Annotated in this window: 11 protein-coding genes; 3 read left to right on the top strand and 8 right to left on the bottom strand. The window is 69.5% G+C overall.

The genetic code is table 11. From position 1 onward, the window contains the following. Positions 1-171 precede the first annotated feature (171 nt). Positions 172-2,382, bottom strand: a complete 2,211-nt coding sequence (locus VFL64_RS17355; protein ID WP_489541634.1) for a penicillin-binding protein 1A — start codon at positions 2,380-2,382, stop codon at positions 172-174. A gap of 80 nt (positions 2,383-2,462) precedes the next feature. On the opposite strand from VFL64_RS17355, the gene VFL64_RS17350 reads away from it, so the two are divergent. Then, a complete protein-coding gene (locus VFL64_RS17350; protein WP_489541633.1) occupies positions 2,463-4,328 on the top strand; it encodes an ABC transporter ATP-binding protein in 1,866 nt (621 codons plus the stop codon). Between the two features lie 9 nt (positions 4,329-4,337). Here the strand turns inward: VFL64_RS17350 and VFL64_RS17345 are convergent, their stop codons facing one another. Genes VFL64_RS17345 through VFL64_RS17335 form a run of 3 tightly spaced genes read right to left on the bottom strand, consistent with a single transcriptional unit; the run spans position 4,338 to position 5,916 of the window. Beyond that, positions 4,338-4,784 carry an FKBP-type peptidyl-prolyl cis-trans isomerase gene (locus VFL64_RS17345; protein WP_489541632.1) on the bottom strand — a complete coding sequence of 149 codons (447 nt, stop codon included), beginning with the start codon at positions 4,782-4,784 and terminating at the stop codon, positions 4,338-4,340. Between the two features lie 50 nt (positions 4,785-4,834). Further along, positions 4,835-5,371, bottom strand: coding sequence for a methylated-DNA--[protein]-cysteine S-methyltransferase (locus VFL64_RS17340; protein WP_489541631.1), 537 nt, complete (start codon positions 5,369-5,371; stop codon positions 4,835-4,837). 2 nt (positions 5,372-5,373) lie between these two features. Further along, on the bottom strand, positions 5,374-5,916 hold the full coding sequence (locus tag VFL64_RS17335) for an MOSC domain-containing protein (protein WP_489541630.1): 543 nt from the start codon (positions 5,914-5,916) through the stop codon (positions 5,374-5,376). A 20-nt stretch (positions 5,917-5,936) separates the two neighbouring features. Between VFL64_RS17335 and VFL64_RS17330 the strand changes: the two genes are divergently transcribed. Then, complete coding sequence (locus tag VFL64_RS17330) at positions 5,937-6,887, top strand: tRNA dihydrouridine synthase (protein ID WP_489541629.1); 951 nt, start codon at positions 5,937-5,939, stop codon at positions 6,885-6,887. Here the strand turns inward: VFL64_RS17330 and VFL64_RS17325 are convergent. The 4 genes from VFL64_RS17325 to VFL64_RS17310 all read right to left on the bottom strand — a co-directional run bounded on the left by VFL64_RS17325 (position 6,863) and on the right by VFL64_RS17310 (position 10,739). Then, entirely contained in the window at positions 6,863-7,327 is a 465-nt protein-coding gene (locus tag VFL64_RS17325) for a cache domain-containing protein (RefSeq protein ID WP_489541628.1), read from the bottom strand. The two genes, VFL64_RS17330 and VFL64_RS17325, sit on opposite strands and share 25 nt — an antisense overlap. Positions 7,328-7,356: 29 nt before the next feature. Next, the gene (locus tag VFL64_RS17320; RefSeq protein ID WP_489541627.1) at positions 7,357-8,934 is read right to left on the bottom strand and encodes a methyl-accepting chemotaxis protein; all 1,578 of its coding nucleotides are present in this window, start codon (positions 8,932-8,934) and stop codon (positions 7,357-7,359) included. Positions 8,935-9,057: 123 nt separating this feature from the next. Then, positions 9,058-10,032 carry a Bug family tripartite tricarboxylate transporter substrate binding protein gene (locus VFL64_RS17315; protein WP_489541626.1) on the bottom strand — a complete coding sequence of 325 codons (975 nt, stop codon included), beginning with the start codon at positions 10,030-10,032 and terminating at the stop codon, positions 9,058-9,060. 74 nt (positions 10,033-10,106) lie between these two features. Beyond that, on the bottom strand, positions 10,107-10,739 hold the full coding sequence (locus VFL64_RS17310; protein ID WP_489541625.1) for a DsbA family protein: 633 nt from the start codon (positions 10,737-10,739) through the stop codon (positions 10,107-10,109). Positions 10,740-10,782: 43 nt separating this feature from the next. Between VFL64_RS17310 and VFL64_RS17305 the strand changes: the two genes are divergently transcribed. Further along, on the top strand, positions 10,783-11,466 hold a 684-nt coding region (locus tag VFL64_RS17305), incomplete at its 3' end, for an MFS transporter (RefSeq protein WP_489541624.1).

The raw sequence follows: 11,466 nt of genomic DNA, 5'->3' as shown, positions 1-11,466 counted from the left end.
CGGCCTGCCGCCGGTGCACCACGCCATCGAACACGTGGCCCAGGGCCTGGGTGGCTTCTTCGGTGTGGTGGCGCCCACCTTGCTCGATGGCGTCTTCGGCATCGTGGCCGGCGGCCTCACGCTGGTGCTGGTGACGCTGGCTGGCAAGCTCTGGAGCCTGCGCAAGAAGGCTTAAGGCTTGCTCGGCTCCGCTGGCGCGTACACCCACTCGCCGTCGGTCGATTGCACCAGGCCTTCGGGCACTTCCAGCTCCTGCACCGCCGCGCCCTGCAGCGCAGTGCGCATGTAGTCGATCCACACCGGCAACGAAAGCCCGCCACCCGATTCGCGCGAGCCCAGGCTGCGCGGGTTGTCGTAGCCCATCCACACCACGGCGGCCACGCTGGGCTGGAAGCCCGCGAACCAGGCGTCGACTGCATCGTTGGTGGTGCCCGTCTTGCCGTAGAGGTCGGTGCGCTTGAGCTGGGCCTGCGCGCGCGCCGCGGTGCCGCTGCGGGTCACTTCCTGCAGCAGGCTGTCGGTGAGGTAGGCATTGCGCGCCGGCACCACACGCTCGGCCTCGGTGAGCGGCTGCGTGGGCGCCTCGAACAAGGTCGCACCCTTCGCATCGGTGACGCGCTCGATCATGACGGGCTTGATGCTGTGGCCACCATTGGCCAGCACCGCATAGGCCGTGGCCAGCTGCAGTGGCGTGGTCGAGCCCGAGCCCAGGGCCAGCGTGAGATCGGCCGGGTGCTTGTCGGCGTCGAAGCCGAAGCGCGCGGCCCACTGGCGTGCCGCCTCGGGGCCGAGCAGCTGTACCAGGCGGATGGTGACGAGGTTCTTGGAGCGCGCCAGCGCGTCGCGCAGGCTGAGCGGGCCGTCGTACTGGTCGTCGGCGTTCTTCGGGTCCCACTCGGGCGGGTTGCCATCGGCATCCGGGGGCAGCGGTGCGTCGTTCACCAGCGTGCCGGGCATCACGCCGTTCTCGATGGCGGCCGAGTACAGAAAGGGCTTGAAGCTCGACCCAGGCTGGCGCCAGGCCTGCGTGGCGTGGTTGAACTGGTTGCGGCCGAAGTCGAAGCCGCCCACCAGCGCGCGCATGCGGCCGCTCTGCGGGTCGAGCGCGACCAGTGCGCCCTGCGCCTCGGGCCATTGCGTGATCGACCAGCGGTTGTTGGTGTCGAGCACGACGCGGACCACCGCGCCTCGCCGGATGCGCAGCGCCGCCTTGGCGCGCGGCAGCAGGGCGCTCTGCACCTGGCGCAGCCCGTCGCCGGTGATGCGGATCACCTCGCCGCTGGCCAGCGTGGCGACCACCTCGCGCGGGCCGGCTTCGCTGACCAGGGCCACGCGCAACTCGTCGTCGTCGGGGTGGTCGGCGAGCGCCTGGGCGAGCGCAGGGTCGTCGGCCGCCAGGCCTTCGGGCAGGTCTTCCTCGTCTTCCGGGCCGCGGTAGGGCTGGCGGCGCTCGTAGTCGATCAGGCCCTTGCGCAGCGCGCGCCAGGCGGCCTGCTGGTCGGCCGCGCGCAGCGAGGTGGTGACCTTCAGGCCCTGCGAGTAGGCCGCTTCGCCGTACTGGGCGTGGATGGTCTGACGCACCGCTTCGGCCACGTACTCGGCGTGCACCGGGCTCTCGTTGCGGCGCAGCACGTGCAGCGGCTCGGCGCGGGCGACCTCGTACTGCTTGGGCGTGATCACCTCGGTGGCGCGCATGCGTTCCAGCACCAGCAGCTGGCGCTTGCGCGCGCGCTCGAAGTTGGTGGCCGGGTTGGCATAGCGCGGGTTCTGCGGCAGACCGGCCAGCATGGCGGTCTCGGCCACCGACAGCTGCGTGAGCGGCTTGCCGAAGTAGGACTGCGCGGCCGCCTCGAAGCCATAGGCGCGCTGGCCGAGGTAGATCTGGTTCAGGTACAGCTCGAGGATCTGGTCCTTGCCCAGGTGGCGCTCGATCTTGAGGGCCAGCAGCGCCTCGCGCAGCTTGCGCGTGTACGACTTCTTCGACGAGAGGTAGAAGGTGCGCGCCACCTGCTGCGTGATGGTCGAGCCGCCCTGGCTGCGCGAGCGCCACAGGTTGGCCAGCGCCGCGCGCAGCGTGCCCTTGAGGCTCACGCCCGGGTGCTCGCGAAAGCCGGCGTCTTCGATGGCGAGCACTGCGTCCTGGATCAGCCGCGGCGTGTGCGCGATCGGCAGGTAGTAGCGCCGCTCGGCACCGAACTCGCCGATCTCGATGCCCTCGCGCGTGAACACGCGCAGCGGCTGGCGTGGCTGGTAGTCGACCAGCATGCCGAGCTCGGGCAGGTCGTTGTAGAGGACGGTGAGCGTGGCGCCGATGGCGACGGTGGCAGCCAGCGCGATGCCGGCCAGGGCCAGCAGGGCATGTCGGAGGGTGGGGCGGAACATCAGGGGCAATCGAAGCCGCGCCATTATCGAGAAGTCACATCCGCTAACCTTGCGGGCTCACTCAGAACCAAGGGGCTTTCTTGTTCAGCTACTTCGAGCGTCTGCTGCACCCGTTCCCGGAAGCCCAGCCCAGCCCGCCGCCGCGTTCCTTCGTCGCCTTCCTGTGGGCGGGCACGCTGGGCCTGCGGCGCTTTCTCTTCAGCATGACGCTGCTGTCGGCCGTCATCGGCGCCTTCGAGGCGCTGTTGTTCAGCATGATGGGCCACATCGTCGACTGGCTCGCGAACGTGTCGCCCGCGCAGTTGTGGGCGCAGGAGAGCGGCACGCTGCTGCTGCTTGTTGGCGTGCTGGCACTCAGCGTGGCCGTGGTGGGTGCGCAGACCTCGCTCAAGCACCTCACGCTGGGCGGCAACTTCGTGATGGTGCTGCGCTGGAACTTCCACCGCCTGATGCTCAACCAGAGCATGAGCTTCTACCAGGACGAGTTCGCCGGCCGCGTGGCCACCAAGGTGATGCAGACGGCGCTGGCGGTGCGCGATGCCTGGTTCATCGTGGCCGACCTGGTGGTCTTCGTCGTCATCTACTTCGTCACCCTGCTCGCTCTGCTGGGCGGCTTCGCGCTGTGGATGCTGCTGCCGGTGGTGGCGTGGCTGGCGCTGTACGCCGGTGCCCTGTACTACTTCGTGCCGCGCCTGGGGCGCATTGCCAAGGAGCAGGCCGATGCGCGCTCGCTGATGACGGGCCGCATCACCGACGCCTACACCAACATCGCCACCGTCAAGCTGTTCTCGCACGCGGGCCGCGAGGCCGGCTATGCGCGTTCGGCGATGGAAGAGTTTCTCGGCACGGTGAAGATCCAGATGCGCCTGGTCACTGCCTTCGAGATTGCCAACCAGGCGCTCTCGGTGCTGCTGATCGTGGGAACCACCGGCGCCGCGCTGTGGCTGTGGACGCACGGCGAGGTGGGCGTGGGCGCGGTGGCGGCCGCAACCGCCATGGCCCTGCGCCTGAACGGCATCTCGCACTGGATGATGTGGGAGATGACCTCGCTGTTCGAGCACATCGGCACGGTGCAGGACGGCATCACCACCTTGTCGCGCCCGCTCACCGTGCTCGACAAGCCGGACGCCCAGCCGCTCAAGGTGACGCGCGGCGAGGTGCGCTTCGAGAACGTCAGCTTTGCCTACGGCGCCACCGGGCCCGAGGCGAAGCCGGTGGTCGACCAGCTCTCGCTGCACATCCGCCCCGGCGAGAAGATCGGCCTGGTGGGCCGCTCGGGTGCCGGCAAGTCGACGGTGGTGAACCTGCTGCTGCGCTTCTACGACGTGGCGGGAGGCCGCGTGCTGATCGACGGGCAGGACATCGCCCACGTGACGCAAGACAGCCTGCGCGCGCAGATCGGCATGGTCACGCAGGACACCTCGCTCCTGCATCGCTCGGTGCGCGACAACATCCTCTACGGCCGCCCCGATGCCGGCGAAGAGCAGATGCTGGCCGCCGCCAGGCGCGCCGAGGCGCACGAGTTCATCCTCGGCCTGGGCGATGCGAAAGGCCGCCGCGGCTACGACGCCCACGTGGGTGAGCGCGGCGTCAAGCTCTCGGGTGGGCAACGGCAGCGCATCGCCATCGCCCGCGTGATGCTGAAGGACGCGCCCATCCTGCTGCTGGACGAAGCGACCAGCGCGCTCGATTCGGAAGTGGAGGCCGCCATCCAGGCCAGCCTCTACCGGCTGATGGAGGGCAAGACCGTGGTGGCCATCGCCCACCGCCTGAGCACCATTGCCGCGATGGACCGGCTGGTGGTGCTCGACAAGGGCCGCATCGTCGAGGCCGGCGACCACCGCAGCCTGCTGGCGCAGGGCGGCCTGTATGCGCGGCTGTGGGCGCACCAGAGCGGTGGCTTCCTCGGGGAAGAGGCCGACGACGACGAAGCCGTCGTGGCCTGAGGGGATCGGTCAGCGCTTGGGCGCGATGCTCAGCAGCTCGACCTCGAACGTCAGCGTGGCGTTGGGGGGAATGACGCCGCCGCCCGCTCCGCGCTCGCCGTAGGCGATGGAAGGCGGGCACACCAGCTTGGCCTTGCCGCCGACCTTCATCTTCTGCACGCCTTCGGTCCAGCACTTGATCACACCGTTGAGCGGAAACTCGGCAGGCTGGCCACGCGAGTAGGAGCTGTCGAACTCCTTGCCGTCGGGGAAGGTGCCGCGGTAGTGGACCTTGACGGTGTCGGTGGCGGCCGGGCTCGGGCCGCTGCCGTCTTTCAGCGAGCGGTAGATCAGGCCGCTCTGGGTCGTCACCGTGCCAGGCTCCTGCTTGGCCGGAGCGCTCGCGCTTTGGGCGTGGGCAGCGGGCAGGGCCAGCACGGTGAGCGCCGCGAGGGCGAGGCTGCGCAGTGTCGTCATCGGGGTCTCCTTGAATGTTCGAATGGGTTGAACCGGGCGGATGCTACCCGCTAAAAGAGTCCGGGTTCGCTGCCGAACTGCGCCCGTTCGATCAGCAACAGGCGCAGCTTGGTCGACACGCCGCCGCCTGCCGAGAAACCGCCCGAGCGCCCGCCGGCTGCGAGCACGCGGTGGCAGGGCACGATGATGGCGAAGGGGTTGGCGCCCAGCGCCTGGCCCACGGCGCGCGAGACGCCCAGGTCACCCAGCTCGGCGGCAATGTCGCCATAGGTGCGCGTCTGCCCGGGCAGGATCTCGCGCGAGATCTCGTACACGCGGCGGTTGAAGGGCGCGATGCCGTCGTAGTCGATTTGCACACCGCGCAGGTCGACGGCCTCGCCTTGCAGCAGGGCCACGATGCGCTCGATGGCGTCCTGCACCTCGGGCGGCGGCACGCCCTGCGCCACGGCCGACCCGCGGCGGAACATGCGGTGCAGCGTGGCGGCGTCGCTGGGCTCGGGCAGCTGGAAGGCCGTGATGCCGCGCTCGCCCCAGGCGATACCGCAGCGGCCGATGGCGGTGTCGAAGACGGTGCAGCCGGTGTGCATGCCTAGACGCGCTCCAGTTCGCGGTGAGGGTGTGCGGGCAGGCTCACGCGGATCGCGTCGCCGGTACGCACGGTGCCGCCCGTGACGACGATGCCCATCACGCCCGCCTTGCGCACCAGCTTGCCCTCGGGTGTGCGGCCGAGCACGGCGGCCGTGAGACCGGGCTGGAAACTGTTGAGTTGCTCGCAAGGGTTGCGCAGGCCCGTCAATTCGATGACGGCCGACTCACCGAGTTGCAGCCGCGTGCCCACCGGCAGGTCGAGCAGCGCGATGCCCCGCGTGGTGACGTTCTCCCCGATCTGGCCGGGCGAGATGGCAAAGCCCTGCGCAGCCAGCTCCTCGAACAGCTCGGCATGGACGAGGTGCACCTGCCTCAGGTTGGGCTGCATCGGGTCGCGCGCCACGCGCGAGCGGTGTTTCACCGTGACGCCGCAATGGGCGTCCCCTTCGACACCCAGGCCGGCCAGCAGCCGGATCTGCGAGGCAGCGTTCTTCGAGAAGCTGTGCGCAGCACTGAGGCTGACCGAGGTGATGTGGGCTGCCATGGCAACGGAGAATACCGAACATGACGCAATTGCTCCTGGCCCCGATGGAAGGCCTGCTCGACTACCGGCTGCGCGACGTGCTCACGCGCGTGGGCGGCATCGACCGCTGCGTCTCCGAGTTCATCCGCGTCACCGGCACCTTGCTGCCCGACCGTGCCTTCGTGCGCGTGGTGCCCGAGCTGCGCAACGGTGGCCGCACGCCGGCCGGTGTGCCGGTGCGTGCGCAGCTGATGGGCTCCGATGCGGCGTGCCTGGCCGAGAACGCCGCCAAGCTGGCTGCGCTCGGGCCGGCGGGCATCGACCTGAACTTCGGCTGCCCGGCCAAGGTGGTCAACCGCCACGGCGGTGGCGCGGCGCTGCTGGTCGACCCACCGTTGCTGAACCGGCTGGTCTCGGCCGTGCGCCGGGCGGTGCCGGCGGGCATGCCGGTGTCGGCCAAGATGCGGCTGGGCTTCCACGATGCCTCGCTCGCGCTGGAGTGCGCGCAGGCGCTGGCCAGCGGCGGCGCCGAAGAGCTGGTGGTGCACGCGCGCACACGCGCCGACGGCTACAAGCCGCCGGCCTACTGGGACCGCATTCAAGAGATCCGCGAGGCGCTGGCCATCCCGGTGGTCGCCAATGGCGAGATCTGGAATGCCGACGACGCCGAGCGCTGCCGCCACGCATCGGGCTGCGATGCGCTGATGCTCGGCCGCGGCATGGTCAGCGACCCAGGCCTGGCGCTGGCCATTGCCTCACCGCAGCGCGCGCCGCTGCCTTGGCACGAGGTGCTGCCGCTGCTGCACGCGTTCTGGGGCCTGGTCTGCGAGAACCTCGTGCCGCGCCACCGCGCGGGCCGCCTGAAGCAGTGGCTCAACTACCTGCGGCGGCGCTACCCCGAGGCGGCCGAGGCCTATGCCGAGCTGCGCACGGTGAACGACCCGCGCCTGGTCGGTGCGTGGCTCGATCAGCGGTACACGCCGCAGGCGTAGATCACGTCCTCCACCTTCTGGATGTAGGTGGTCTTGGGTTCGTTGCGGCCGGTCGCGGGGTTCTTGTACTTGTAGTCGACCCAGCCCGAGCCCTTGGTGGCGGCCAGCTCCTGGATGGTCTTGCGGTAGAACTTGCCGTCGGGGTCGGGCACCTCCAGCAGGTTCTTGCCCACCAGCTTGGGGTTGACCGGATGGGCCACGATGGCGCCCGTGGTGTCGTAGGCGAACACATACAGCTCGCCCCTGTGGAAGGGGCCGCCGTGCTGGTTGACGGCGGAGAGCGTCTTGTCCTTGCCGCTGGCCTTGTGCATGGCCACGGCCTTCTCGATCATCTTCACGGCGTCGTCCTTGCTGGGGCCTTCGGCGAAGGCGTGCGTGGCGAGGCTGGCGGTCGCGAGCGCGATGCACAGGCAGCGGCGGGTCGAAGAGGGGGTGCGCATGGTGTGCTTCCTTGTCCGTGGTGATGTGTTCAATGGGCGGCGCTCATCCTGAAGATCGACACCGCCTCCACCAGGCGTTCGGACTCCTGGCGCAGCGAGGCCGCGGCAGCAGCGGCCTGCTCGACCAGCGCCGAGTTCTGCTGCGTGGCCGTGTCGATGCTGGAGACGGCCTGCGTCATCGTGGCGATGCCGTCGTTCTGCGTGCGCGAAGCGCCCGAGATGCGTTCCACGTTGGTGGCCAGGCTGCCGGCGGCGTCGACGATGCGGCGCATGGCGGCGCCGGCTTCGTTCACCAGGCCGGCCCCCGCGTCGATGCGCGCAGCCGAGTCGGTGATGAGGCGCTTGATGTCGCTGGCCGCGCTGGCGCTGCGCTGCGACAGCGTGCGCACCTCGGCCGCCACCACCGCGAAGCCGCGGCCCTGCTCGCCAGCGCGCGCCGCTTCCACCGCGGCATTGAGCGCGAGGATGTTGGTCTGGAACGCGATGCTGTCGATCACGCCGGTGATGTCGCGGATCTGGCGCGCCGAGTCGGTGATGTCGCCCATTACCTTGACCACCTGGTCGACGATCTCGCCGCCTTGCTCGGCTGCCTTGAACGACTGCTCGGCGAGGCTGGCCGCGCTGCTGGCGCTGCTGCTGTTCTCGCCGACCGTGGTGAGCAGTTGTGCCATGCCGGCGCTGGCCTGCTGGAGTTCGGCCGCCTGCCGCTCGGTGCGCCGTGACAGGTCGGCATTGCCTTGCGCGATCTCGTGGATGGCCAGGTCGATCTGCTGCGAGGCCCCCACCACCTTGGCGAGCGTGGCGCGCAGCGTGCCCACGGTGTCGGCCAGGGCCTGGGCGGAGCGCGCCACTTCGTCGCTCCCTTCGACGGGGGGCATGGGTGAGAGGTCACCGGTACGCAGGCGCAGCGCCACGGTGTGGATGGCGTTGACCGAGTAGACGATGGCGCGGCGCACCAGCGAACCCGCCGCCCAGGCCGCCACCAGGCCGATGCCCACTGCGAGCAGCGTGGTGGCCAGCGCCGTGGCGTAGGCGCGCTGCGCGCCCGCGGCGGCCTCCTGGGCATGCGTTTCCTGCGCGCGGCGCAGTTCGTCCACGTCGGCCAGCAGGCGGCGAAAGGGCGCGTCGCCCTTGATCAGCAGGTTGGTTCCGAGCAGCGGGTCGGCCTCGGCGAGGTCCAGGGCGGCGCGGATGTTCTTGGTGAAGGCGGCCACCTGGGCGGGCAGGGCGGCGACCAGCTCACTCTCATGCGGCGTGTTGGGGCGGGCTGCATCGCCGGCTTGGGCCAGCGCGTCGGCCAGCGTGGCCAGGGTCTTCAACTCGGTGTCGAGCTGCTTTTCCAGCGCGCTGCGCTCCTCGGCGGCGCGGGCCGAGTTCTGCCAGGCCAGCAGCTTGTAGGTGAGGCCCTGAACCACATGCAACTGTTCAGTTATGCGAGTGGTAGACAGCAGCTGCGGCGTTCGCACGTCGACGATGTGGTGGATGGCATCGCGCTGGCTGGACAGCCCGAGGTAGCAGGCCACGCCCACCGCCATCAGCAACAGCACAGCCAGGGCCGGTGCGAGCAGGAGCTTCGCGCCGAGCGAGAGGTTCTTGAGCGTCTTCATATCCCTCCAAGCAGTTGATCCGTCGAGGCGAATCGTCTGCGAGGAAGGGGGGCTCAGAAAAGTGGATCAGCGTGCGAAAACGCCTCTATCTTCCCGGCTTCGCCGGGCGCTGCTGCAAACCCATCACTCGGGTTCGATCTTCGCTTCCTTCACCACCTTGCCCCAGCGCGGCGCCTCGGCCTTGATGAGCGCGGCAAACTCTTCCGGCGTGCCGCCCACCACCTCGTTGCCCTGGTCGGTGATGGTCTTGCGCAAGCCGGCGTCTTGCAGCGCCTGGTTGCCCACGGCGTTGAGCTGCTTCACGATCTCGGCCGGCAGGCCCTTGGGGCCGACGATGCCCTGCCAGTTGAGCACTTCCACCGCCGGGTAGCCGCTCTCGGCCATGGTGGGCAGCTCGGGGTAGAGCGTCGAGCGCGTCTTGCTGGTGATGGCGATGCCGCGCAGCCGGCCGCTCTTGAGCGAGGGAGCCGCGGCGTACATCTGCTCGAACATCATGTCGACCTGGCCGCCCATCAGGTCGGTGGCGCCGGCCGCGCCGCTCTTGTAGGGCGAGTGGATCATCTCGATGCCGGCCGCATGTTCGAACAGGGCACCGCTCAAGTGGTGCGTGCCGCCGATTCCGCCCGAGGCGTAGCTGAGCTTGCCGGGCGAGGCCTTGGCGGCCGCCACGATGTCTTTCACCGTCTTGTAGGGTGATTCGTTGCGCACCATCAGCACCAGCGGGCCGCGCTCGATGAGCATGATGGGCACGATGTCCTTGAAGGGGTCGAAGTTGAGCTTCTTGAAGAGCGCGTGGTTGACCGCCAAGGGGGCGAAGTTGCCCATGCCGATGGTGTAGCCGTCGGGCTTGGCTTTGGCGATGGCCTCGGTGCCGATGTTGCCGCCCGCACCGGCCTTGTTGTCGATGATGATGGTCTGGCCCATCAGCGCCTGCATCACGCGCGCCACCTGGCGCGAGCGGTTGTCCGCGTTGCCGCCGGCGGCGTAGGGGCAGATCCAGGTGATGAGCTTGCTGGGGTACTTGTCCTGCGCCAGCGCCAAGCGCGGCACGAGCGCGGCGGCGCCGGCGGATTGCAGGAGGGTGCGGCGCTTCATCATCAGATGTCTCCTTGTCGGCCTCGTGCGGGCCAGTGGCGACAAGGATAGCGCCGCGTCAGAGATTCAGCGTGCGTTCAGTGGTGCGTGGTCGCGGCGTTCAGGCGCTCGCGCAGCGCGTCGATCGGCATGTAGCCCTGGCCCACCAGGTGCAGGTGGTCGCCATGCTCGGCGATCAGCGCCGGGAAGCCACGGATGCCCCATTGCTGCGACTGCTGGAAGTCGGCCATCGTTGCGTCGCGCATCTCCTGCGAGGCGAAGGCCTTGGCGAAGTCGGCACGCGGAATGCCCATGGCCTCGGCCACGTCGGCCAGCACCTCGGGCTGCACCACGTTCTTCGCCTCGGCATAGAAGGCGTGCTGCACGGCCTTGAGGTAGCGCCACACCAGCTTGGGCCAAAGCGTGCGCACGGTGACGACGGCGCGGCTGGCGGGCTCGGTGTCGTACACGAAGCCGGGGATATGGAGTGCCGTGTTTGGCGCCTGCGCGAACGGCTGGCCGCTGGCCTCGGCCACGTGGTGCCAGTGGCCGGCGAGCTCGCTGGCGCGCTCCGGCGTGATGGCTTCGGTGGTGAAGGGGCGCAGGCCACCCATGATCAGCGCGAGCTGCAAGGGGGCGGCAGGGCCGGGTTGTGCGAGCAGCTCGTCCAGCGGCTTGGCAAAGCCATAGCACCAGGAGCACATGGGGTCGGCGACATAGATGAGGTTCATGGGCCGCGATGCTACCGACGATGCCTTGGCTATGCTCGCAGCCATGAACAACGCCCCGGCCCCGGCAGGCCCATCCACCACGGTCGGCGTGTACCTGGCGGTGGTGCAGTTCTTCTTCGCGCTGTCGTGGACGGTGTACGTGATCTTCCTGCCGCAGCTCGCGGCGCAGGTGGGCATCCCGCGCTCGGCGGTGATCTACGTGCTGATGCTCGACCAGCTCGTCTTCGTGCTGGCCGACTACGCGATGGGCGTGGCCAGCGACCGCGCGGTGCGCGTGCTGGGCCGGCTGGGGCGGGCGGTGCTGGGCCTCACGCTGCTGTCGTGCATGGCCTTCCTTGCCCTGCCGTTCGCCACCCCGGCGGGTTCGGCGCCGCTCTTCCTGGGCCTCGTGGTGCTGTGGTCGGTCACCTCGTCGGCCTTGCGTGCGCCGCCGCTCACGCTGGTGGGGCGCTACGCGGCCAAGCCGCAGCAGCCGTGGCTGGTGGCCTTGTCGATGCTGGGCCTGGGGCTGGCGAGTGCGCTGGCACCGTACCTGAGCGTGATGCTGCGTGACGTCGATCCGCGCGGGCCTTTCGTGCTGTCGAGCGTGGCGCTGGCGCTTGCGACGTGGGGCATCGTGGCGGCCGAGCGCGCCATGGCGAACCGGCCTCTGCCGTCGTCTGCGTCGTCTGCGGCCGCGCCGCGCGGGCCGGGCGTGGTGGCGGGCTTCCTGATCGCCGCGTTGCTC

It is taken from the genome of Rhizobacter sp., assembly GCF_035702065.1.
In the GTDB taxonomy this organism is placed as follows: Bacteria; Pseudomonadota; Gammaproteobacteria; order Burkholderiales; family Burkholderiaceae_C; genus Rhizobacter.
This window is presented reverse-complemented; position numbering and strand designations above follow the sequence as displayed.

Bases quoted from the DNA above. Each gene is read 5' to 3' on its own strand.
- VFL64_RS17310 (WP_489541625.1), bottom strand. From the start codon at position 10,739: ATGAACCTCATCTATGTCGCCGACCCCATGTGCTCCTGGTGCTATGGC.
- VFL64_RS17330 (WP_489541629.1), top strand. From the start codon at position 5,937: ATGACGCAATTGCTCCTGGCCCCGATGGAAGGCCTGCTCGACTACCGG.
- VFL64_RS17325 (WP_489541628.1), bottom strand. From the start codon at position 7,327: ATGCGCACCCCCTCTTCGACCCGCCGCTGCCTGTGCATCGCGCTCGCG.
- VFL64_RS17340 (WP_489541631.1), bottom strand. From the start codon at position 5,371: ATGCACACCGGCTGCACCGTCTTCGACACCGCCATCGGCCGCTGCGGT.
- VFL64_RS17335 (WP_489541630.1), bottom strand. From the start codon at position 5,916: ATGGCAGCCCACATCACCTCGGTCAGCCTCAGTGCTGCGCACAGCTTC.
- VFL64_RS17345 (WP_489541632.1), bottom strand. From the start codon at position 4,784: ATGACGACACTGCGCAGCCTCGCCCTCGCGGCGCTCACCGTGCTGGCC.
- VFL64_RS17355 (WP_489541634.1), bottom strand. From the start codon at position 2,382: ATGTTCCGCCCCACCCTCCGACATGCCCTGCTGGCCCTGGCCGGCATC.
- VFL64_RS17315 (WP_489541626.1), bottom strand. From the start codon at position 10,032: ATGATGAAGCGCCGCACCCTCCTGCAATCCGCCGGCGCCGCCGCGCTC.
- VFL64_RS17320 (WP_489541627.1), bottom strand. From the start codon at position 8,934: ATGAAGACGCTCAAGAACCTCTCGCTCGGCGCGAAGCTCCTGCTCGCA.